General features: G+C 29.1%; 27 protein-coding genes and 1 tRNA gene. 4 read left to right on the forward strand and 24 right to left on the reverse strand.

All coding sequences use genetic code 11. The annotated features are described in order from the left end of the window. Positions 1-498: 498 nt before the first annotated feature. The 6 genes from BR82_RS0110370 to BR82_RS0110395 form a co-directional block, all read right to left on the reverse strand. A complete protein-coding gene (locus BR82_RS0110370) occupies positions 499-1,059 on the reverse strand; it encodes an NlpC/P60 family protein (RefSeq protein ID WP_034864742.1) in 561 nt (186 codons plus the stop codon). A gap of 1 nt (position 1,060) precedes the next feature. Then, a complete protein-coding gene (locus BR82_RS0110375) occupies positions 1,061-1,519 on the reverse strand; it encodes a phage holin family protein (protein WP_027090140.1) in 459 nt (152 codons plus the stop codon). Between the two features lie 246 nt (positions 1,520-1,765). Further along, on the reverse strand, positions 1,766-3,493 hold the full coding sequence (locus BR82_RS0110380; protein ID WP_161635136.1) for a DUF859 family phage minor structural protein: 1,728 nt from the start codon (positions 3,491-3,493) through the stop codon (positions 1,766-1,768). After that, complete coding sequence (locus BR82_RS15655) at positions 3,483-5,924, reverse strand: hypothetical protein (RefSeq protein WP_027090142.1); 2,442 nt, start codon at positions 5,922-5,924, stop codon at positions 3,483-3,485. The genes BR82_RS0110380 and BR82_RS15655 overlap by 11 nt, the downstream gene beginning before the upstream one ends. Positions 5,925-5,936: 12 nt before the next feature. After that, complete coding sequence (locus tag BR82_RS0110390) at positions 5,937-6,302, reverse strand: DUF6711 family protein (protein WP_027090143.1); 366 nt, start codon at positions 6,300-6,302, stop codon at positions 5,937-5,939. A 12-nt stretch (positions 6,303-6,314) separates the two neighbouring features. Continuing rightward, positions 6,315-8,450: a hypothetical protein gene (locus BR82_RS0110395; protein WP_027090144.1), complete on the reverse strand. Its 2,136-nt coding sequence runs from the start codon at positions 8,448-8,450 to the stop codon at positions 6,315-6,317. Positions 8,451-8,541: 91 nt separating this feature from the next. Here BR82_RS0110395 and BR82_RS0110400 point away from each other — a divergent pair, with 91 nt between their 5' ends. Then, a complete protein-coding gene (locus BR82_RS0110400; RefSeq protein WP_034864745.1) occupies positions 8,542-9,369 on the forward strand; it encodes an SHOCT domain-containing protein in 828 nt (275 codons plus the stop codon). 735 nt (positions 9,370-10,104) lie between these two features. Here BR82_RS0110400 and BR82_RS0110405 read toward each other — a convergent pair. From BR82_RS0110405 to BR82_RS0110430, 6 genes are all read right to left on the reverse strand, one after another. After that, on the reverse strand, positions 10,105-10,410 hold the full coding sequence (locus BR82_RS0110405; protein ID WP_240474549.1) for a hypothetical protein: 306 nt from the start codon (positions 10,408-10,410) through the stop codon (positions 10,105-10,107). 77 nt (positions 10,411-10,487) lie between these two features. After that, positions 10,488-10,814, reverse strand: coding sequence for a DUF5055 domain-containing protein (locus tag BR82_RS0110410; protein WP_027090147.1), 327 nt, complete (start codon positions 10,812-10,814; stop codon positions 10,488-10,490). Between the two features lie 19 nt (positions 10,815-10,833). After that, positions 10,834-11,301 carry a hypothetical protein gene (locus BR82_RS0110415; RefSeq protein ID WP_024721717.1) on the reverse strand — a complete coding sequence of 156 codons (468 nt, stop codon included), beginning with the start codon at positions 11,299-11,301 and terminating at the stop codon, positions 10,834-10,836. Positions 11,302-11,314: 13 nt separating this feature from the next. Continuing rightward, positions 11,315-11,695 (reverse strand): hypothetical protein, encoded by a 381-nt coding sequence (locus BR82_RS0110420; protein WP_147590246.1) that lies wholly within the window; start codon positions 11,693-11,695, stop codon positions 11,315-11,317. A 316-nt stretch (positions 11,696-12,011) separates the two neighbouring features. Continuing rightward, positions 12,012-12,317 (reverse strand): hypothetical protein, encoded by a 306-nt coding sequence (locus tag BR82_RS0110425; RefSeq protein WP_027090149.1) that lies wholly within the window; start codon positions 12,315-12,317, stop codon positions 12,012-12,014. Continuing rightward, the gene (locus BR82_RS0110430; protein ID WP_027090150.1) at positions 12,307-12,594 is read right to left on the reverse strand and encodes a hypothetical protein; all 288 of its coding nucleotides are present in this window, start codon (positions 12,592-12,594) and stop codon (positions 12,307-12,309) included. Before BR82_RS0110430 ends, BR82_RS0110425 begins: the two co-directional genes overlap by 11 nt. Positions 12,595-12,944: 350 nt before the next feature. On the opposite strand from BR82_RS0110430, the gene BR82_RS16405 reads away from it, so the two are divergent. Then, positions 12,945-13,283 carry a helix-turn-helix domain-containing protein gene (locus tag BR82_RS16405; protein ID WP_051592815.1) on the forward strand — a complete coding sequence of 113 codons (339 nt, stop codon included), beginning with the start codon at positions 12,945-12,947 and terminating at the stop codon, positions 13,281-13,283. 164 nt (positions 13,284-13,447) lie between these two features. Here BR82_RS16405 and BR82_RS0110440 read toward each other — a convergent pair whose 3' ends face one another. From BR82_RS0110440 to BR82_RS0110455, 4 genes are all read right to left on the reverse strand, one after another. Beyond that, the gene (locus BR82_RS0110440; protein WP_027090151.1) at positions 13,448-14,317 is read right to left on the reverse strand and encodes a zinc ribbon domain-containing protein; all 870 of its coding nucleotides are present in this window, start codon (positions 14,315-14,317) and stop codon (positions 13,448-13,450) included. Between the two features lie 12 nt (positions 14,318-14,329). Then, positions 14,330-14,845 (reverse strand): DUF6568 family protein, encoded by a 516-nt coding sequence (locus BR82_RS0110445; RefSeq protein ID WP_027090152.1) that lies wholly within the window; start codon positions 14,843-14,845, stop codon positions 14,330-14,332. Further along, positions 14,845-16,362, reverse strand: coding sequence for a 2,3-bisphosphoglycerate-independent phosphoglycerate mutase (gpmI, locus tag BR82_RS0110450; protein WP_027090153.1), 1,518 nt, complete (start codon positions 16,360-16,362; stop codon positions 14,845-14,847). The genes BR82_RS0110445 and gpmI overlap by 1 nt, the downstream gene beginning before the upstream one ends. Positions 16,363-16,469: 107 nt before the next feature. Next, positions 16,470-16,655, reverse strand: a complete 186-nt coding sequence (locus BR82_RS0110455; protein WP_024721709.1) for a LiaF transmembrane domain-containing protein — start codon at positions 16,653-16,655, stop codon at positions 16,470-16,472. Between the two features lie 448 nt (positions 16,656-17,103). On the opposite strand from BR82_RS0110455, the gene BR82_RS0110465 reads away from it, so the two are divergent. After that, a complete protein-coding gene (locus BR82_RS0110465; RefSeq protein WP_027090155.1) occupies positions 17,104-17,979 on the forward strand; it encodes an SPL family radical SAM protein in 876 nt (291 codons plus the stop codon). A gap of 83 nt (positions 17,980-18,062) precedes the next feature. Here the strand turns inward: BR82_RS0110465 and BR82_RS0110470 are convergent, their stop codons facing one another. From BR82_RS0110470 to BR82_RS0110495, 7 genes are all read right to left on the reverse strand, one after another. Beyond that, complete coding sequence (locus BR82_RS0110470) at positions 18,063-18,653, reverse strand: CDP-alcohol phosphatidyltransferase family protein (RefSeq protein WP_027090156.1); 591 nt, start codon at positions 18,651-18,653, stop codon at positions 18,063-18,065. A gap of 129 nt (positions 18,654-18,782) precedes the next feature. Continuing rightward, complete coding sequence (locus tag BR82_RS0110475; protein WP_051592816.1) at positions 18,783-19,214, reverse strand: GNAT family N-acetyltransferase; 432 nt, start codon at positions 19,212-19,214, stop codon at positions 18,783-18,785. Then, positions 19,207-20,109 (reverse strand): alpha/beta fold hydrolase, encoded by a 903-nt coding sequence (locus tag BR82_RS0110480; protein WP_027090158.1) that lies wholly within the window; start codon positions 20,107-20,109, stop codon positions 19,207-19,209. Before BR82_RS0110480 ends, BR82_RS0110475 begins: the two co-directional genes overlap by 8 nt. 127 nt (positions 20,110-20,236) lie before the next feature. Further along, positions 20,237-21,427, reverse strand: a complete 1,191-nt coding sequence (locus BR82_RS0110485; RefSeq protein WP_027090159.1) for an AI-2E family transporter — start codon at positions 21,425-21,427, stop codon at positions 20,237-20,239. Positions 21,428-21,497: 70 nt separating this feature from the next. Next, a complete protein-coding gene (locus tag BR82_RS15665; protein WP_051592817.1) occupies positions 21,498-21,698 on the reverse strand; it encodes a DUF2085 domain-containing protein in 201 nt (66 codons plus the stop codon). Next, a complete protein-coding gene (locus BR82_RS17465) occupies positions 21,676-21,822 on the reverse strand; it encodes a zinc-ribbon domain-containing protein (RefSeq protein WP_161635137.1) in 147 nt (48 codons plus the stop codon). Before BR82_RS17465 ends, BR82_RS15665 begins: the two co-directional genes overlap by 23 nt. Positions 21,823-21,839: 17 nt before the next feature. Next, positions 21,840-22,577, reverse strand: a complete 738-nt coding sequence (locus tag BR82_RS0110495) for a copper homeostasis protein CutC (protein ID WP_027090160.1) — start codon at positions 22,575-22,577, stop codon at positions 21,840-21,842. 216 nt (positions 22,578-22,793) lie between these two features. Here BR82_RS0110495 and BR82_RS0110500 point away from each other — a divergent pair. Continuing rightward, positions 22,794-22,870 (forward strand) — tRNA-Arg (locus tag BR82_RS0110500). 208 nt (positions 22,871-23,078) lie between these two features. Here the strand turns inward: BR82_RS0110500 and BR82_RS15670 are convergent. Then, positions 23,079-23,693: a tyrosine-type recombinase/integrase gene (locus BR82_RS15670; protein ID WP_240474550.1), complete on the reverse strand. Its 615-nt coding sequence runs from the start codon at positions 23,691-23,693 to the stop codon at positions 23,079-23,081. Between the last annotated feature and the right edge of the window lie 383 nt (positions 23,694-24,076).

Consider the following 24,076-nt stretch of genomic DNA (forward strand, 5'->3'; position numbering starts at 1 on the left):
TATACGAGCAGGTAATAAGCGATTACGAGTAAAATTTGAGATTGGATCATGGCAGAAGCACTGAATCCCTTCAAGAGTAAAATCGATAGATTGATTGAGAATCTTTTTGATCTTTTTTGGTGAATAGTAGATGTTTGAATTTGAATGTTTCATCATATGTAATACCTCCTAAAAAATACATCTACTAAAAAGGGCTAGTAATGAATATTTTGCTATTCATTACTAGCCACACGATTCTCACTATTTGTCAATAGCTAAATAAAAAAGTCTCTTTAAATTACATTAAAGAGCTTTTTCAGTATTTTAATGCCTAACTTAATGACATTGCTGTTTTTGGATCTCTTTTTATTCTTGCCATATTTCATTAACCTCCATATTTTTAATTTTGATAATAAGAAAAGTGTGCAGCAGTAATATAACACATATTACTTACACACTTTATTTTACACTCCCATCGAGAATGTGTATTTATTACTTTAAAAGTAATTTATGCTTTTATTATATCTTCAACAAGCATTTCCAAGTATTTTTACCAACAATACCATCAACATTTTGATTACTAAAACCTTGATTATTACATTCTGATTGTAAACGGGCTATCCAATTATCAATGTTATCTACTTGCTGGTATTCGATATAAGGACTTTTTCCATGTTTTAACCATTTTCTCTCTTTTTGACCATTGCTAATATTTTTACAGGTTGTGATTTGTACTCCATTATTCCATTTCGGTGTAGCCTCAATTACGTAACCATTACCTATATAAATACCCATATGCCCTTTTATCCACACTATTTCCCCCACTTCAATATTACTGAAATCATTACTTACATTTAAACAATTTGAAATAATTGTATCTGCATTTTGATCTAATACACCATTTGATGCATATTTACCATTTTCTGGATAGCCCCAAAGAATGCCTTTTAGTAAACCACTACAATCCCATTGTCTTTTCCCATTTGTTTTTTTATTACCAAATGTTCCTAATTTATATTCTGTAGCACTATTAGCCACAGACTTTACTTTTTCTACTAATTGCATAGCTGTCATTATCATCTTATTTTTCTTCCTTATTAATCATTTTATCCGCGACCTCTAATCCTTTAGTAAATATCATCGGAATATTATAGCCAGCTTCTACTAAATTCTCTACAATACTTCTAAGTTCATTTATTGCTAGAGAGGCTAACACGAACCATCCTAACAATGTCGTAATTTCTAGATCAATTCCTAAAGTATTTCCAATTTCAATAAACAAAACAGATGCCAAAAATGAGATCAGAATTATAATCCAATATCCAAATTTCTTTAAAAGACCCTTTAACCCCACTACAGAGTTTATTCTATTACTCATTTTAGATTTCATCCAGCCTGTCATATAATCAATAACATTGAATAACAAAAAAATCGCAAATAGAATCCAATGTTCTCCAAAAATAAAACTTAGAAATGCTACAATCGCACCTACAACTGCATTATATTTATCCATATAATTTAAGTTTTCTAAAAAATTCATTTTTTATCCTCTCTATTTTTATATTTATAATTATTTTTATCTTATATCATTCATTTAAAATATTATAAAATTACAAAGTTACCCTAAAGATTTTTATGCTTCCAATACCCGCCAGCAAAAATACTATTTATATAATATAAACTGCATCTCCAAATTTTAGCTATACTGGAAATTCGACATTAACTCTTCTATTTCTAATGTTACATTTTCTTGGATTATTTTTGCTATTAACATTAATTCACCTCCTTATGCTACGTAAAAATAGCCATAATTTATCCGCATATCACCAGAAAAAACTCTATCAAATACCGCGTGTACATCACCTGAATTTTTTGAGCTGTCTCCAAGCCAGGTTGATCCCTCAACATGGACGTCACTAGCACGACTGTCTCCATTTGAAAGAGTTATCGCAAGTTTAGTTCTTTCTGTAATAGTAATACCGTATTCGTTTTTAAAAAGATTTACTATTTCTGTCCATGTATGAAGCAAAGCTGAATCATTTCCAGCAGGGACTGTAACTATTTTGCTTCCAGCCACCATGTACAGCTGTTTTAAAGGTGGTATCCTTTTTCCTTCCACCTGTAAAGCACCACCAACATCAGGATCATAGAAGGCGCCAAAAGCCACACCATTTTGATGAATTGACATTTGAGGAATCCCGCTTTGAAGTATTGTTTCTTTAAAAATACCTGTCGTTATTTTATCTGAAATAACGATTTTAAAATCATAGTTATTTTCAATCTCAAAACCATTAGCTCCTAAATCACCGGCTATTTCTGCTTCAATAATAAAGTTATTATTACTTACACTATAAGTTATTTCTGTATTTCCTTGTATCCATGTACCGCTTCCTTGAGTCTTGTAAAAGTACTGGATAGCTAGTTCATTATCAACGTTTCCAAAATTCCCATTAAAAAATTGTCCTTTACATACAACTAGTGCATTTGAATCTATTCCGCCTTTTTCTCGAGATACAGTTAATTCTAAAATTGCTGGTGTAAAATAATCTATAAAATTAGGAATTACTGATTCTTTACTTATAACATTTCCTCGACTATCTTCTACATAATTAACAATAGTATTAGAAGCAGCATTATTTATGATAAAATTGTTATTTTCGGTATTTCTGATAACATTGTTTCCGCATATTATACGATATTCTTTAACTGTTGCTTCTTTTACAGCGTTTGCACTATTACCTGTAAAAATTATTTTAGAATATCCTTTTATTACTGTTGTATTACCTGCCAATTCTCCATTATCGACTGTTAATGTTTCAAGTCCTGAATTCCATGTCGGATCTGGATTTTTTATGGTTATTGTTCTATCCCGATAATCAGGATTAACCCACTGGCCATTGATGTTTGTGTAAATTCCGACCCGTATTGTTTGCGAATTTCTAGTACATTTTTGACGAATTAATTTTCTTTCTGCATCTGTCAAATTCCAATCCAAACGTCCACCTGTACATGTTCTTTCACAAATATGATCGCCAGTAGGATTTATTTCCAGCCATGCTTTTACTCCTAAACCACCAGGATTACTATAAGTAAGCCAAGGGTCATCTTCATCTGTAAAATTTTCAATCATGCTTGTTAAAGCTGCTTGTCTAGGAATCGATGGAAGAGACCATGAGCCTGTTACATCTTCGTTTACTGTATTTGAATAAACAGCTGCAACAACATGTGCACTAAAATTAAAATTACCATTTACATCATGATATACAGTTTGATATCCATTTGCTAAATCACCTTTATATCTTTGAATGCGGCTATTATTATTAACCAGAACTGCACCAAAAGCATCACAATAATCTCTATAGTGATAATAATATGATGATGTTCCTCCAACAACAGTTACCCGCCAATAAATTACCGATGAATTAGTAGCAATATCCTGACTTACCAGCGCCCATGCAAATTCCAGGTATCTGCCTTGATATCCGCCACCGCCTAAAACACCACTATTCGCCATTTTCATATACCTCCACTTCATTAGGATTGATTCTATTAATTATTGTTTGATCATTAATATTTTGAATCAGTAAATTAACGATCGCTGCTTTATTCTTGATAACAGCTGTATTAGTTACGATACCGTCACTATCGAAGATAGTTATATATTCGCCCTGTTTATTCATGAAACCAATAATATCTGCAAGAGCCACAAATTCTACATCAGTACCAATAGAAGAAATACGAACACCTCGACCGATCTTGACCGTATCCGACCAGGTTTCATTAGAGTTGAGTGACCATTCCATTTTCTCATCACCTTTATTCAGCATTAGATTTATGATTGGACAGGCATTATCTGTATCACATTCAAATACGATCGTTATATAACCGTCTGATATTTCAAAGGTATGTTTAAATTCGGTATAGTCATTATTGCTTAAAACAAATTCATCTCCATTAATAAGCAGCTTAATATTAGCTAAATTAACCAGTTTTTTATAAACAAAAGACAAAGTATATATACCGTTAGCAACATTTACCTGCTGTTTTAAGCTATTATTTTTTAATAATAAAGCATAGCCATACTGGTTTCTAGAGCGGGTCTCTACGGTACTGTCAAGGTTATAATCGCCTTCCCAGGAACCATCATTAAAACAGCCGATACTATCTTTGATAAGATTATTTCCAGATGTTGTACTTAAAGTGTTAGTTAGACCATCCAAGCCTAGAAGCATATTTTCTACTGTTTCTTTTACTTTTGTTTCTTCACCATTGATTTCAATAGTTGAATCTTTTACCAAAGCTTCTATTTTACCTTGTTCCAGTTCTAAAGATGTATTTAAACTTGATATCTCACCTTTTATAAAATCAATATCACCGGTATAATCACTGATAGGAATCCAGCTATTATCTTTGTAGATTTTTAAAACATTAGGATAATTAGAAGTATCAAGCCATTTAATGTTATTTACAGGATTTTCAGGTTCAATATCACTAATAAAGATATTATTGATACTTTTATATTCCTCAAATGCTTTTATTATTAATTCTCCCTGTTCATTTAAATAAAAACTAGGATCAACAATTTCACCATTATTATTACGTTTACCAATTTTTATTGTTCCTAATATTAAATCAAGTTCAAACATTTCACCTTGTAACACCCCTGTAGTTATAACATTTGCATTAAAATTACCTTCTAAATCAAATGCTATGTTTTTAAAAGAGGATCCCCCATCTTCACTATAACCTAAACCACCAGACGTGAACTTCCATAATTTTGTGTACGGCTCTAAAGTAGGCGTATTCATGATTGTCCAGCCACTAGGCTTACCATCATCATTTACATCAATGACTAGATTACCACCATGCTGGCCTAATATTGTTTCACTACTATGTTTAAAAGCATTTGTTAATGTATTATACAGTTTATTTAACTTAATTTCTGTGGGACTTGATGTCTTCATTACTACATCGTTATCTAACTTCCCAACACATTCAATTTCACTGCTAAAACCACCATCTAACATTAATGTCTGCTTCATTATTACAATATTTTTATTTACAAGTTTAATTACATCACTATTTTCAATACTAGGATTACCACGCCATTTGAAAGTACAGGGCTGATAGCTAAAACCGTTGACTTTTAAAAAGATTTTATTAAGTAATTCTTGAGTCATATATGGATTGGCAAAACTAATCCCATTACCTGATCCACATGTATATGTATGTTCCTCATCACCACTAGAAAGTGAATTAATAACAAATTCACTTTCTAAAGTCTCTTGGTAGCTGTCTTGATAAATTAACTCTTCATTAATTATTAAATTAGTATTACTATACCAATAAAACTCCAATTCACCAAAGCGATTAATTCTTGCATTACATCCCATTAAACCAGCTAAATATCCAAGTAACTCTTTACATGAAATATTTTCATAATAATGATCAATAATCAAATTTTTATACTCATCTAAATCAATTTCTGCCAATACAACATTACACTGCCTTAAAAGATCATTTAAGACATCAATAAACTTTGTTTCATCATTAAAAACAATTTCTGGTTCATATATATCATCAAATCTTTTCATAGCATCATAGCCATTCAATTTAATCAAATATTCTTCTCGAGATACTTCATTTACAATATATGTCCCTAAATCGATCCACTCAATTTCATCACTAAATTTTAAACCACTTTGAACCACTATTTTTGCCTGTTCAAAAGAAATAATCTCTTCAGGAATAAACATTTCTAATTCAAATGCATTACTACAAACATCTCCAATTGAAATCACTTCACCACTACAACTAATTTCTTCTATCTTAATACTTTTAAAATATTTACTATCAATTTCCTGATCATTAATAATAACTTTAGTTACAAACTCTCGCATTGGATAAATAATCGCATTTTTATATTCACTGCTTACATTCAACATTACTTATTCCTCCTAACGCTCTATAAATTCTATTGCAAGTCCCTGCCATAACCATTCATTAGCATCTTTATCAAAACAATAGACAGGTACCGTACGATCACTAACATAGACATTCATTGTCACATTTTTACCTGCTTTAGGATCTGGATACGTAATATCAAAAAATACAGGTTCAATTGCTTTTAATATCTTTGACATTTCACTTGTAAGCATCGGCGGGAAGGTAACGGCAAGCTTACGCTTTACCGTTATTCGATCCCTAAACATATCACCTAGTACATTTCTTCCTGAGCCCTCACTACTATCCAAATCTGATTCCTGCCATTGTAAAGAACTAGGATTAACAAACAAATCTTTTCCAATTTTTAATATTTCCATTTTTTTCACCACCTATATTAATAATGGGCTTCTACCCGTTTGCATAACTTCTCGATTATGCGCATTGATTACCTGTTTAGCCACTTGTTTTCCATCAACCTGGAAAATTGCTGTAACTGTTGTATTAGCTTGATGACTTCTCGACATAGCACTAACCATAGCGTTATAAACACCAGAACTAATTCCTGAAACTATTTGATCATTATTAGCAACAGCCGTCTTCCCATTTATTCGTCCTACTAACTCCGGCCCTGCTTCCCGTGCAATAAATAATTCACCTGTATCTACAAAACCACCATCAGCAAACCCAAACAATGATTTAATTCCGACAAATACGCTACCAATACCATTCATAGCTTTTTTAACTATACTCACTGATTTTTCAACACTTGCTTTATCTGCTTTTGATGTGATCTTTGCTTCTAATTTATTATCTTTTACGATCGTATCCATCTTATTCATTAGACCCTCAGTTTCAGCACTTACTTTATTTTCGTTATTTGCCAATCCTTCCACTAGCTGCTGACATAGTTGTAATCCTTCTGCATTACCCGCAGCGGCAAACATTTTGACATTTTCTGCTAATTTTCTTTTATTATCATCATTCATATTAGACATTGCTACATTTTTCATCAATGTTAAAGTGTCTAATCCTGCTTGTTGAGCATTATTGATTTGTTCTGTAGACATCGACCACATCTCATAACTATTTTTTAACTGTTTCTCTTCCTCTTCGCTTAATACAGCACCTTTTTCTTTAAGATTAGCTATCATTTTTTCATAACTATCACCAAAGACCATTGCCTTATTAACAGTTTCAGCATTAATAATTTCATTAGCTAACTTTATTTCTTCTTTTTCTTCATTAGCAGCTGTTAACATTCTAGTTTTACAATCTTCCCTTGCTGCTGCCAAACTTGACCATGTGCTAGTTCCTTTTTCACCAATTTCTAACATTTCTTCGGCCATTAATTGAGCTGATGCACTCATAGATCCATCTAAACCTTGTACTGCTAAGTTATAAAGATCTGCCCCCTGTTTATTAGCTTCATATGCTGATTTAGCTTTATCTAGAGTTGAACTATACTCGTTTAATCGTTCATTAGATTGCTGCATCTGTTCATTATAAGTCTCTAACATCGCTAAATCTTCATATGTAGCAGTTCCATTCTTTGATTTTTCTATTATTTCATTATATTTTTCTTTAATCTTAGATTGGTTTTCTAACTCTGTATTGTAATTATTTTGAGCCAATGCTAATTCACTTCTTAATTTAGATTCATTTTTTAAGCTTTCAACATATCCATCATAATATGCTTCTACTTTCGCTTTTCTTTCTAATTGCTTTATATTCGCTTCTATAGCCTTTTCAGTATCCATCCATTGCACTTTACCCTCTTCTGTTAATTTTACAGTTCCAGGCATCTGACTATTAATTTCTTCAATATAATATTTAACCTTTTCAAGATTACTATTATCAAAAGAACCTTCTTTATCAGTTAAACCTCTAAGACTTTCTACTAATCCTCTAACAGCACTAGCTTGTGCCTCTTGTTCTTTGGCTGATTCAATCATTGAACTTGTTTGATTTTTTATTGCTTTGGTTGTTTCTTCCAATTCTTTTCTTTTTTTTGCTTGAGCTTCAGCTATTAAATCCGTATCGATTTTTGCTTTTTTTGCACTATCACTAAATAGAGATAATGCTCCAACAACTAATCCAATTGCCCCTACTACAGCTACTAAAGGATTAGCCTTTAGAAATTCTAATGCAACATTAAAAGCCATAGTAGCTGCAGTACAAATATTAGTAGCTATAGTTTGCAAATTTATTACATTTGTATTTGATAATAAAGCATTATTTAAAACAGTATAAACATTAGCTAAAGTTGATCCTTTATCGGCCATTTTTGACATCACATTTTCAAATCCAACATTTTTTATTGTATTAAACCCTTTTGCAATATTATCTAATGTTGATCCCATATTTTTTATAGATTCATATCCTTTGCTAAATGAACTAAAGTCAAAATCAATTTTTCCAATTGATTTTGCCATATTATCTAAATTCTTAATAGATTCGCTTAATTTTTCTATACTTTTCTTTGCATCATTGGCTTTGTTTTCAATTGCAGTTATTTCTGTGCTCATATGAACACCTCCTTTATATAAATAGTTGAAAATTATAAATTAATAAGGTATTATAAAAATATAAATAATCAAGAAAGAGAGTACATGTAAAATGAAAGAATTTAAAGCTTTAAGCGGGTATAAGGTTGAAATTGATGGAGAAAATCTTTTTTTAAAAAGCAATATTCTTAAAGAAAGATGTTTTTTGCCCCATCTTGAATGGGTTCATTTAGATGATTTAAATTTTCAAGGTAGAGGAACTTTGCATATTACAACTGATGATGATGCGACTTTTAATCAGGTATATGGTAGAAAACAACAAAAGACAATGAAAGAACTTTACGAAATATTACTTCCATACACTAGAAGAATGATCGTTGATGCTGAAAATAAAAGAATCACTATTTTAAACAAAGGCAATAAAGATAAAGTTAAAAAACCTCTTAACAAAATAAATGTTAGTGAACCTTACACATACGTGAGTTTTGATGATATCAACAGCTATGAAATAATCAATGACTCACAAACAATTAATAATAATATCTTCACTAATGCAGCATCAGGAAAATATGTTGCTGGGGATTTTGGAACAATAGTTGGAATATTATCATCTTTAGGAAATGGAACATTTATTAAAAAACTTCAAATAAAACTCAATTTAAAATCTCTTGAAAAACCATATGTAATGATAAATTACATTACTCGTAAAACTGATATTGATTCCAAAATGGGATGTTTCCTTATTGATATGTTTCAATCAGATATTTCAAAATTAGAACAGATCTTAAAAAAAGACCAACAAGCTGATTCAATACCTAATCCTAAATCTTCTAATGATATTCCTTTAGATGAGTTAAAAAAACTAAAAGAATTATTAGAGTCTGATATCATAACCCAAGAAGAATTTGATGCTAAAAAGAAACAATTATTAGGATTATAATTACTCAGGATGTACTTCTGTACATTCTTTTTTTATTCCTGATATCATTTAATAATCCCATTTATATTGTAGAATAAAAATATCTAAAAGATTCACAGCATCTTATAGTATTTATTTTTATATCTTCCTAGTTTAATAATTTAATTATAATGAGGAGGTATTTTTATATGAAATTATTTCGTTCAGAAGAAAAAATACTACATGATGAGAAGAAAGCGAATTAAGAAAATTTTATGAAGATATAAATTTTACTAATTCCGAAGAAGATATGGAAATCTTAAAACAAATAAGAGCACTTTTAAAAAAGAAACCTTATATTCTTTAAAACATATAGTACCTGGTATAGATAGAGGTACATTTGATAGTATAACTAGATCTACATTTCTTGAATTTTACATTTTAAAACAATTATCTAGTAGTAGAAAAGCTATTGATACCCACGTAAAACAAAATAAAGAATTAAATAATAAGTTTGATCAGTTAATTGAAATCTTAAAGTCTAAATAGCTATCTGTATAAAAGAGGTCAATGAAATCAACTTAAAAAGGCTGGCTCTTTTTATTATGTTATCTTTTTAACATCTTATTTTTTAGATTTGAAGTATATAAATATCATAACTTTAAATTAAATAAAACAAATAATTAGTTTGATATTTACTCATGATAAACTTTAATAGTATTTCTACTGCATTACCATAATACAAAAATACTAAAGAGGAACGATGATTTCATTCCTCTACTTGTATGCATTAACCCAATTTTCCATCCATACTTTTGCTTTCGCGCGTTCACGTTCAACTGTTTTTTCATGATCTTTATCTAGCTGCTCTTGATTAATAGGATAAGGTTTTGAAGTATAGGAAGCTGCTTGTTGACCAGCTTTACGACAGAATGCATTATAGATTGCGGTGCTAACTGCATCATATATATACATTCCTTGAAGCCATAGTTGATTGTTATCATGCTCATTTTTTATTTCATAAGCTTTTCGATAAACTGGGGCTAAAGTAACGTCTTGATTGTAAAACTGATCAAAGCTCATTCCAATACTTATATAAAAGGGTAATACTTCTTTGAATATTTCTGTATAAGTTTTATCTTGCGTGGAAAGTTCTTCTTCTAGAAATTGGCTTTCCACTTGATGGCGTTTTTTGAGGTATTGTCCTCAAATAGGGTATTTAGTGTATCCATTGCCATTGTACTTAATTTATTGTACATTTCATTTTTATCAGTAAATAATTCAAAAATTTCTTCTACCAATGATTTAGTAATTCTTTTATGGTGAGCAAAGAAAGCGTATTGAAATAATTTTGGTAGAATTGTCACTGGTTTTTTATCTAATTGAGCTAATACAATACCATCTGCTTCCATTTTTTCTAAGGTTTTTCTTGTATATTCAAGAGTATAGTCTACATCTTTATATGTAAAATTAATTACTTTAGCCACTGTTATTTCCTCCTAAAAATTAAGCTGTTTTTGTTTGCCAAGTTGGCGCATTTGTTGGGGTAATATATAAATTAGTTTCTAATACACTATTAACTGCCATCGCTGGTAGTCCCATAGCACTAGGTTGCCCTGTAAAAAATACAGATTTTTCTAATCCTGGATGTTTAATTTCAAACCATACAGCTTTATCTGCTTCTTTAGCTGTTTTATAAGCTTCTACTAAAGTAGCCCAAGCTTCTTCTAATTCAGTAGTGAAATTAGCTAAGAAAGCTAATGCCCCTCCTAAATCTTTTAACCCTTCTACATATGTTTTAAATTCTGTTTGACTTAAATCAGTTGTTTCTAAAGTTTCTGGAGATGGATTCATCTCAGGTACTGATTTAATTGATGGAATTTTAATATATCCTGTAGTTGGTCTTGTTCCAGCAGTAGCTTCTACTGCGTAATTTACCGTTACACCGGCTGTACTCATTGCGATTGCTGACATTTGTATGTCCTCCTTATTTAATTATTAATTTTTCATATTTTACTAGTCTTCTAATATCATTGATTTCTTTATCGTCAATCAAACCTAACTGAATTCGTAAATATCCAAACTCATTCATTTTTTCATCAATGATAGTTATAATTGTTTTAATATCATCCATTCCTAATTCATTTGAATTTGCTATTTCAAATTCAAATATTTCATTACATACATTTTCCAATTGATCAAATGTACTATATTCAGGTACTACAGCATCATTTGTTAAAACAATTGAAACAGCAGGAAACACTGATTGACTATTAGACAATTTTTGATTGGTAATCATTACTTCTGGATAAGCCTCTTTAATTTTTTGACTTACCTGATCATATATTTGCTGCTCATTATCATTCATATATAAAACACCTCCTTCATCACCATATTTACCCTTTTTGAAGTTATCTTTTAACTTCACTTACATTGTAAAACATAACTTCCTAAAAGATTCGCTCCCTTAATCAACAACTATTTTTCTAAAATCTCATCCTGTCTATTTTTTCATCCATCAAAAACATGATTATTTTTTCTAAAAAATCTAATAATTTCATCATTTATTATAATAATTCACTAATTCTTTTTGCTAAACAAAACCTTAAACATACTTTGATTGAATATATTTATAAATATTTCCAACAATAAAAGGAGATATCTAATTGATATCTCCTTTATAACTACATTTTATTTGTTTGTTCAAACAGCTTTTTTAAAATAATATTAATCTTATTCCTAATTCCGCTATCACTATAATAATATTTATTACCCACTTTTTCCATTTTCTCATGTTTATTAATTAAGGCATCATTAAGAATATTAATTTCTTCATGTTTTAAATCACTATTTTTGATAATTTTATCAATTACTAACAAACCATTTTTTATAATTTCTTTCTTTTCAGGATTATTTGATTCTGTCAATTCATTTTGCCAAGGTATATTAAGCTGTAATAAACATCTTAAAATTTCAATATCATTTTTCATAAATGATTTTCTCTACTTTCTTAATGATTCTTCTTAAATCTGAATAATATTTATTTTCACTAATATTTGAATTCTTAAATAATTGCTTTTTAGGAATTTTATTTGAAAAATGATTTAATAAAAATGTAATCTCTTCTTCTGTTAAATTATTTAATATTCCCTGGTAATAATCCAAATAATCTTTTAAAACATTATCATAATCATTCTCTAATAATTCTTCTTTTTGACTAATCAAAACATATAGCTTAATTTCTGTATCAATAAATTTTCTTTTCATTTCCCTATCCTCTCACTTTCTAATATTATTATAGTAAATTTTGTATAGAAAGATTTACTTTCTTTTTTATACCTAATCATTAAAACTGCTATTACCTCCCCTTCCATATTAGATAAACTATATTAGTTTTCTAATAAAATTCTTACATCTATATTTTACACTATTTTTAATTTTTATAATTTGACTTACCCCCTCCATAACACCGATAAAACGGTGTTATAATTAAAAAGTTAAATTTTCTCATTTTTTGATAACACAAAAAGTGTTAAAAAATAATTTAAAATCACTTTAAGTGTATATTTCGATTTTTCAATAAATATTATCCTATAATACATAAAAGAGGTGATATAGTGTCTAATATAACAGGTGAAAGAATTTCATATTTAAGATGTGAACGCAATTTAACTAGAGATCAGTTATGTAAAATTATTGGTGTAAGCAAAAGAACGATTGTTGCATATGAACAAGGAACAAGAGAACCTAGTATCAAAACTTTACGAGCGCTAATTGAGTATTTTAATGTTTCTGCTGATTATATTCTTGGCTATACAAACAAACCACTTAGATTAGATACTATCTGTAAAGAAGAAAAATCTTTTATTCTCCTCCCTAGAACAATCCAGGAATCCCAAACAAAATATAATTCTATTAATGATTATATTAGTTATATTGCTAATAAAAGAGACTAATAAAATTTGATTTTTAAAAAATAATTATATTTGAATATAATACAATCTTATTTCTCATTTTAAATATCAAAAAAGGCCCATAAAGAATACGCATCATACTCTTTATAGACCTTTTATTTTAACTTTTTAAATCAAATCTTAAACAAAATTTAATTACTATCTTTTTATATTAAGTTATCTAAATTAGCTTTTGCTTTATACGTTATTTTTAAACGATAACCTTCATTTGCTGCAATTACCCGCATTGATGTTTTAGAATCATTACTAGATGCATTTACACCAATACCATAATTACCTAAACTATTACTACGTTCATTAAAATCATTTTCAAGTGCGTTGAATTTTTCACCAGCACTATTAAAACTATTATATTCCTGGTCTCCATTTACTAATGTAATGATTTCTTTAAATAATGGATAACTGTCTTCTTTGATCTTCAATGCTTCAAAATCTTTTAAATCAGTAGTACTTTGACCGATAATTACATCATTAGTTTCACCAGATAAATCATAATTAAAATCTATTGTTATCTCATAAGTATCAGCAGTTAATTGATATGCAAGTTCGCTATAAACGTTATTTTGATCAGTTACATAAAAATTATAATCTTTATCAATTTTCATTTCACCATACTTATCAGTAATATTTTTTAAATCAGCTTCAAGCTTTTCGATTTTTTTTACGTATGTGTCACTATTAGTTACTAATTTTTCAAAATCAGATAATGTTCCAAAATAATATTTTATCTGTTCTTTTTTGATATCAACTTCTCCTAATGGTCCTAAAGTAATTGCATTTTTAGGTGTACTAACAGTACTTTCTGATGTTGCTGTTTCTTCTAAAAAACTACCAAATAATAAAGTGGAAATCATTGGTGAAAAAATCAAGAAAAGCGCTAGAATAATATACATAGTGTTAGGAAAAGCGTTTGTTCTTTTCATTGGTTGATAACCTTTTTCTAACCGATTTCCACAATGAGGACACACTTTAGCACTATTAGGAATATTTTTTTTACAATAAGGGCATTGTTTCATCTAATTAATCACCTACTCATATATATTTGACATCCAGGTTTTAAAATCTTCAACATATTCTTCTTTAGCCTGTTCTTTTTTCTTACTATCTTTAATTTCATAGTAATCTTCACTTAAATAAGTATACTCGCTAATTGTTTCACCTTTATTAACTAATTTTAAAGTTGGCGTCCAATTAAAATCTAATTCTTTGCGAATATTTTCATAAAATTCTTTTTCTTCTTGTGTAGCATCTTCACTTTTGGCAGCATCTCTAAATGCTTTAATGTTTAAATAATAAAGATATGTACCCTCATTTTCTTCTAAATAAGATGTTAAAATCGGTTCAAATTCTCTGCAGTCTCCACAATCAGGTCGTCCAATATACAATACAAATAGTTCATTGCTACTTAACTTTGTTTGCAATTGATCATATGTTAGCTCATGTATTCCTGAAAGTGACGAATCTTTTTCAATATGATCAGTGGATGCTTGCTGGCATCCACTGATCATCAATATACATAAAATTAAGATAAAAAGTTTTTTCATTACTTAATTAAAGATTCTCCAGACATTTCTACAGGAATTTCTAATCCTAATAATTGTAAGATCGTAGGAGCTAAATCTCCTAGCTTACCACCTTCTTTTAATTCTAAATGAGAGTTTGTTAAAATCAAAGGTACTTCATTAGTTGTATGTGCAGTAAATGGGTTATTATCTTCATCTAATAACATTTCACTATTACCATGATCTGCTGTAATTAACATTGTTCCTCCTAGTTCAAGAACTTTGTCATATACTTCTCCAACACATTCATCAACTACACTAACAGCTTTTATCGCAGCTGGAATAATTCCCGTATGTCCAACCATATCACAGTTAGCAAAGTTGACAATTACAACATCATGAATATCTTTATCTAATTCTTCAATCAATTTATCTTTTACTTCATAAGCAGACATTTCTGGCTGTAAATCATACGTAGCTACTTTTGGAGAATTTACAAGTACACGTGTAGCTCCTTCAATTTCTTTATCAACACCACCATCAAAGAAGAATGTAACATGAGCATATTTTTCAGTTTCCGCAATTCTCAATTGTTTTAAGCCTTTTGCTGATAAATAATCACCTAAAGTATTTGTTAACTCTGGCAATGCAAAAGCAATTGAACCATTTACACTATCAGCATATTTCATCATACATACAAATGTTAAATTCTTAGGAACATTATTAAAAGTATAATCATAGAAACCATCATTAGTCATTACTGTTGATAATTGAATTGCTCGATCTGGTCTAAAGTTAGCAAAGATAATTGAATCCCCATCACAAACTTGACCATCAACATTTTTGTTATAACCTGGAATTACAAATTCATCATATGTTTCTTTAGCATATGAATCTTTTACATACTGCACAGGACAGTCAAAGCTTTCACCTTTATGATTAACAATTGCATCAAAAGCTAATTCAACACGATCAAATCTCTTATCACGATCCATCGCATAATATCTTCCTGATATCGTTGCAATTTCACCAACACCGATTTCTTTAATTTTATCAGCTAATTCTTGTACAAAATCAGCTCCACTATCAGGTGCTACATCACGCCCATCCAAAAAGGCATGTACATATACTTTATCTAACCCTTCATTTTTAGCTAATTTTAATAAAGCATAAATATGTTCATTTGATGAGTGAACACCACCATTTGATAACAATCCCCAAATATGTAATTTAGTATTATTTTCTTTAGCGTTATTAATTGCTTTTAAAAATTCAGTATTTTTATAAAATTCTCCATCTTCAACAGCTTTATTGATTAATGTTAAAGATTGATAAACTGTTCTACCAGCACCAATATTTAAATGTCCAACTTCACTATTTCCCATTTGTCCATCAGGTAATCCAACTGGCATTCCAGAAGCCTTAATTCTAGTTGTTGGATAAATCATCATTAAATCATCTATATTTGGTGTATTGGCAAGTTTTACTGCATTACCATCAATTCTGTCACTTAATCCGTATCCATCTAAGATACATAAAACAATTGGTCTTTTTTTCATTATTTTAATCCTCCGTTTTCATGAAACATTATAACTTGTTTACATATAATAATCAAATATGAAAGCTTTTAAAAATAAAAAAATTAGTACTTTTTATAATACTAATTTTATTTTTTCTTCTTTTTAGGAGTCGTTATAATATACATTCCAATAAAACATAAGATCAAAGGCCAGTATCCTTTAATATAATAAGCTATTGTTGCTACAATTCCTTGAAAATCTTTAGTCCTGTCCATTGTTAAAATCATTCCTAAAAAAACTAAAATAATCCCCGCATTTTTTCGAAAATCCATTTTCATCACCACTATCATCATAACAAAAGCAGTATTACGAATTTGTCGATTGACGAATAGAAATTGACTATTCATTTCATCATAAATAACAAGTATGAATTCCAAGAAATCATTCATTAGTTTTATTTAATGATTTATTTTCATTCATCTCAGATTCTAAAATACAAATTTGACAGCAGATGTCATGTTTTATTTGTTATAATATAGCTGTAAAATAACTTTGGAGGAAAAATATGGATAAAAAATTTATAAATTTAACGAATAATTATTATTTTTGTTGTAAAAGATTTCAATTAAAAGAATCTGTAAAAAGACAAAAATTCATTATTCATAAATCCGAAAAAAACTTTTTTAAATATAATTCATTCATTTCTAACTACGTTGAACAGATACTAGGTTATGTAATCAAAACAGCCTTGAAAAAATTTAATTCATTGAGGATAATCATATGCACTTTAAAAATGTAAAAGGAATTTTGTCTTCATCAAATAATATGAACTTATATCGCGGCTGCTTACACGGCTGTATATATTGCGACTCCAGAAGTAAATGCTATCATATGGAACATGATTTTGAGGACATTGAAATCAAAGCGAATGCCATTGAGCTATTAGAAAATACCCTTAAACGAAAACGAAAAAAATGTATGTTGAGTACAGGAGCTATGACAGACCCATATATTCCTCTTGAAAATGAAATCAAAAATGTTCGAAAAGCGTTATTACTTACATATCAATATGGCTTTGGGTTTACTTTAATAACTAAATCAGATCTAGTCCTACGTGATTTAGATTTATTGAAAGCTATTAATGAAAAGACCAAATGTGTCGTACAGATGACATTAACAACTTATGATGAAGATTTATGCAAAAAAATCGAACCAAATGTAAGTACAACCAAAAAACGCGTTGTCGCTTTAAAGAAGCTGCATGAAGCAGGAATTCCTACTGTCGTTTGGCTTTGTCCGATTCTTCCTTTTATCAATGATACAGAAGAAAATATTAGAGGTATTTTAGAAAATTGTATTGAAGCCAAGGTCACTGGTATTATCTGTTTTGAAATGGGAGTAACACTTCGTGAAGGTAATCGGGAATATTTTTATAAGCAGTTAGATCGGTTATTTCCACAGATGAAAGAAAAATATATTCGAACTTATGGTATGCAATATCAACTAAGCAGTCCCAATAATCAAAAATTAATGAAATTATTTCATCAATTATGTAAAAACAATGGCATAATGCATGATAATAAACAAATATTTACCTACTTAAACAAATTCGAAAATAAAAATAATATTCAGTTGAACTTATTTGATCAACTATAAAATGTGGTACGAATATAAAAACAGTGTGTAACATTTTCTTAAATACACACTGTTTTATTATAATTTTAGTTTTTTATCAGTTTTTAATCTTTCTTTTTTTCTTTAAGTAATTTATCTTTTTCTTTGATCATATAACTTAATTCTTTTCCATATAAAACAAAAGACAATAACATTAAAGCACTGCTAGTAATAATCATAATTGAACTAACTATAGTATCAGGAATGTGCAAACCAATCAAAATAATCACAACAACATAAAAATATGCCGTTGCAATCTTTCCCCACCAGGAAGCTCCTTTGATTTTCAAACCATAATCATATAAATATAAACCCACAATTCCTAGCATTCCATCCTTTAAAACTATAATGATCAATACAATCCAGGCAAGTGGATAATTGAATAATAATGTCACTGCAATTGTAAATTGTGTCAATTTATCAGCAATCGGATCAATCAGCTTACCAAAATCAGTAACCATATCATATTTTCTCGCAATAAAACCATCAAAAAAATCACTTAATCCAGATAATACTAAAACCAATGCAGCAATCACATAATGATATTCATACTCCGATTTGAAATATACATATAAAAATACTGGAATTAATAAAATTCTAAAAAAACATAAACAATTTGGTATATTAAATAAGTTCTCTTTATTTTTCATATCCATAAAATACCTCTTTTAGCTTATTATAATTCCCTTCTGTAATAAGTCAATTTATTTTATCATTTACTATCTGCCAATAAACAAGTTATATAAAAATTATTAATGCTGTTAACTAAAATCATATTATATTTATCATAATTCTTTTTGCATCATATTATGGAGACACCATTCATCATAATATGATTTTCCAAATATTTGATAGCCCATCTTCTCATAAAATTTCTGAGCCTGCTGCTGTGCTGACAACTGTATTTTCAAATATCCTAATTCGCTTGCCTTCTTTTCCAGTTCTTGAACAACTATCCGGCCAAAACCTTTTTTTCTATAATCTTTGATCGTTGCAATACGACCTAAAATCATTGTCTTATCATCTTTAGGATACATTCTTCCTGTCGCAACAGACTGATTATTTTGATAAACAACTAAATGATAAGCAAAATCATCAATCTCATCAAATTCATTTTCAAAACCTTGTTCTTCAACAAATACACGTTGCCTGATTATTTTTGCATCACTAAAATCTGCCTTACCATAACTAATTCTATATTCTAAAAGTTCATTCATCTTTACTCCTTAAAAAATCAATAATTACATCGTATACTTTTTGTTTTTCACATTCGTTCAATATTTCATGTCGCATATTATCAAACAACATTGCATTTATGTACTGATAACCATTATTTTTAAGTAAATTAACAGCTTGATAAAAAGCTTTTTCACTAATAATACAAGGATCATCTCGACCAGAAATAAATAAAATCGGCAAAGTCGCATTAGCAAAATATGTTTTCTTTTGATACGTCTGTTGCATTAAAACAAGTAAATTATAAAATCCATTTACCGTAAATGTAAATGTACATAAAGGATCATCATTGTATTCATCAACTACTTTACCATCACTACAAATCCATTCATTTGTTTTTTGATATCCTTTATTAAAGGCTTCAAAAGATATCTTTTGCATTAAACGACTATGATACTTATCACCTTTAATGACCATATACAGTTTACAAATTACTTTGCCAATACTGCAAAAACGATTATAGCTAGGACTTCCACACACAATCAATTTGTCAATTTCCCGATCATATTTTCTAATATAATTTCTTACTATTAAAGATCCCATTGAATGTCCAAATAGATATAAAGGTAAATTTGGGTATCTATTTTTAATATACTGACTTAACATATAAACATCTTCAACAATAACTTTCGCACCATCGCTATAAAAATAACCTAGATCACTTTTATCTAAAACACTTTTACCATGACCACGATGATCGTGGATAATTACTATATATCCATGACTATTCAAATATTCAATAAAATCTAAATAACGTTCTTTGTGTTCACACATTCCATGAACAATTTGAACGATTGCTTTAGGTCTATTACAATCAGAAATAATGACTTCAAGAGCTAAATTATCATATTTTGAATTAATTTTTATTTGTTCCATATCAATACCTAATAAAATCATAATATCTAAAACAGTTTATAAGAACTGTTTTAGATAACACTATTAACGTTCTTTTATACATAAAAAATTATATACTTTTCTACTAGTAATAATTTAATATTCTTTTTTATTTCATTTGTTCAATATCCGTTTCCGTTATTTTTAATTTTCGTTTTTTTAAAATCATATTAACAAGTTCACTAGCTAACGAATATAAACATGCTGCAGTTGGTACTGCAATAACCATTCCAAAAATTCCAAAAAAATCACCAAAAACAAAAATCGAAAGAATAACCCAAATACCTGGTAATCCTACTGAATTACCAACTACTTTAGGATAGATAAAATTATCCTCCAATTGTGATAAGATCTGAAAATATATCATAAACCAAACTGCTAATAATGCATCTTTTGATAGAATTAAAATTGCTCCGATGAACATAGCTGTAATTGGCCCAAAATATGGTACAAAGGAAAATAAAGCGATGATCGTAGCAATGAGTTCTGGATAAGGAAAGCCAAATAAACGCATCGTTGTATAATATAAAATCCATAAAATAGCTGCTTCTGTTAACTGACCACTAATAAAATTAGAAAATACTTCATTTGTCTTATGGGCATACATAAAAATTATTTTAGTTATTCGATATCCAAATAAAGCCCCTATCGCCTTTCTTAATTGTCGTAAAAATGTTTCTTTATTACTCAATAAATATAATGAAAAAATAAAACCAGTAAATGCAATTCCAAATTTAGATAAAAAATCTGTTGCATTAGCCATTATTCCACCAGCACTTTTAGACAAAATATTTAATGCTTGTGAAACCATTTCCTGCCAAGGCATATTGATTAATTCTTTGACACTTCCAATATCTTCCATTCTAAAATCAATTCCAAAATAAATAAATATTTCATCTATATTATCAAATATATTTATTAAAAAAGATGAAATATTACTGATCAATGAAGTTAAACTACTAATTAAATTAGGAATAACGATACTTGCTATTACGATAATTAGTAATAAAACTAGTATTAATGTCAAAATTATCGCTAGCCCTCTTTTTTTTCGATAAAAAAAGCTTTCATTTTTACATTTCTTTTCAATTAATGCTTCTATTAATCTCATTGGCTGATTTAGAACATAAGCAATAACAATACCATAAAATAAATATTTTATCGTACCCATAAATTCTCCAACAACAGCACATATACTATTTAAATTTATCAAAAAAAATATTAAAAATACCGTAAATGTTGCTACAATTATTCCTGGTTTGATTTGTTTTTTTAAATCATCATCTAAAAAATCACGCATAAATTTCACCTCTATATGCCTTATTATAACATATTAATTTTATAATAATCCAAAGAATACAAAAATGCAGTTAAAAAACTGCATCATAAATCTTATTACTAAAATAAACTATTCCATGGCCTATCCCAATTCCAAATAATATACCTGTCATTAATCTCAATAGATTATTACTTGTATATGGCGTTAATAACTGTAAAAAACCATCAACTATCATTGGTACAATTAATAAAAAATAATGTATTTTAGGTTTATGCTTGTTTAAATAATACAAAACAAATATTATCCCCAAAACTACCTTCATCACCACGATCATTTTGACCATTTATATTTACCCCGCACTCAGGACAATATTTAGAATCATTAGAAATTTGTTTCCCGCATTTATTACAAAACACTTTCTCCCCTCCTATAATTAATCACTCACTACTATATCAATTAACATTTCTACAAGTTCATTACTAACAACATCATATTCATCGCCATTAAAACTAAAATCAACTCCATCTCTTCTTGTAGTAGGATCCAACTGCCAATCTTTACATGAGCTATGCACTTGATCAATTCCCGTATAATCCAAGAACTTTTTGACATTTCCAGCATTAATCCCACTACCTGCTAAAATTTCAATACTATTACCATAAGCATCATATAAATATTTAATCATTTCCTTACCACGAAGAGCTTTACTTTGTAATCCACTAGTTAAAATACGATCAACACCTAGCGTAATCAAAATATTCATAGATTCATCAATATCATTAACACAATCGATTGCTCGATGGAAAACTGCCGTTTTATGATATGATTTTATAATATTAACCATTTCTCTAGTTTGTGAAATATTAATATCCCCTTCTTCATTTAAACAGCCAAAAGCAATACCATCAGCTCCATTATCTAACAAAATTTCTGCATCTAGTTTCATGATTTCAAAATCTTCATCATTATAACAAAAACCAGCTCCTCTAGGTCTGACCATACAAATAACTTCTAAATCTGTATTTTCTTTTACTTTTAATAAAGTTGCTAATGATGGTGTTAAACCTCCTAAATGCAATGCACTATTCAACTCAATTCTTTTAGCGCCTCCATATTGAGCTTGTAATGCATCATAATAGCTGCCACAGCATATCTCAACTACCTTACCCATAAAATCGCCTCCATGTTTTTATTATAGCACTTTTATATTTGTATTGCTTAGAATTTGCTTTTTATTTCTATAAATGTTAAAATCTAAAAGGGTTTTATATAATATATATGCACATCACCTTTTGATATGATAGCTAGATATTTGTCTCCTAAGGGCGAAGTGGAACAAACGCCTTTTGATATGATAACTAGATGAAATTTGAATAGATTTTTTAATGTCCTCGTACCTCAGCAGGATAGAGGGTCCGCCTCCTAAGCGGAACGTCGCAGGTTCGATTCCTGTCGGGGACGCCACAAACAACGCTGAAAGCCTTGATTTTTCTAGGTTTTCAGCTTTCTTTATTTATGGCTTTCTATCTCTGCTGAAAAGAAGCATTTCTTTTTGATTTTTTAGGATTCGATTATTTATTAAGGCTTATAAGTAAAGTAGGCTTGCTAACACTTTTTTATTTTTGATGAAAAATCGCTGGATTTTTAAAAATTTGCTAACACTTTTGAAAAATTACTTTTTGAGTGTTTGCTTTAAAAGCTGTTCTTTCATCTCTGGCGATAGGGATTGTAGCAATTCCAACAATGCCATATCACTGTCCGTCAAGCCTGTATCTTGCTTTTGAGTGTCTGTATCATCATTGAGTGTAGAATAAAACTCTTTATCCATCTTCTGTGCATTGAAACGTCTGTCCTCGTCAATGATTTCAGAATAAACGTCCGTAACCATTTCTGCTTCTGCATGACCTGTATCACCCTGTACGGATTTTACATCACCGTTTGTCATTTTGAGTTTGTACCCTGTACTTAAATGACGTAAGCTGTGGAAAACAACAATTTCATAATCGTTTTCCTCGCATAGCTTTTGAAACCTATCTCTGACAATGCGGCTTTCTACAGGATTTCCATTGTCTAATGCAATAACAAGGTTATAATCGTTATATGCACTTCCGAGAAATTCTTTTAATTCCTGTTGGTCTTTTTTGTACTGCACTAATAATTCAGCAACAGTTTTTGGTAGCCAAACAGTTCTATTACTTGTTTCAGTTTTAGGTGCTTTTAAAACAAGCCTTGTGGTACATTGTGGTTTCTGTGTTGGAAAAATCTTAATAATATCTTTTTCTTTCAATTTCTGCATTTACTCTTGAAAGCTCTTTGTTGATGATTACCTTTGCGTTATTTGTAGCAATGGTGTTGATATGCAAATTATTTTGACTCAAAAAACTACTGTTTATGCATTCGTAAATTAGTTAAAATTAAATATAACTAATTTAATTTGATAATATTTTATTCAAATTATTTTATGCCGAGAAAACTTATTTATAGTGGATATTCCTAAGTTATACTTTTTCATAAGCAAAATCTTCTTGATTTTGCTTGGTTTTAACGGTTCTTAGGAATTTGGCTCCACTGTAAATAAGGAAATTGGAATAAATTAATTTGATTGTTTGTGCCATTATATTTTGCTATTTTTTACTAATTAGCTCATATCTTTTACTTCTGTTATCCAAT

The sequence above is a fragment of the Thomasclavelia saccharogumia DSM 17460 genome (assembly GCF_000686665.1).
Classification (GTDB): domain Bacteria; phylum Bacillota_I; class Bacilli_A; order Erysipelotrichales; family Coprobacillaceae; genus Thomasclavelia; species Thomasclavelia saccharogumia.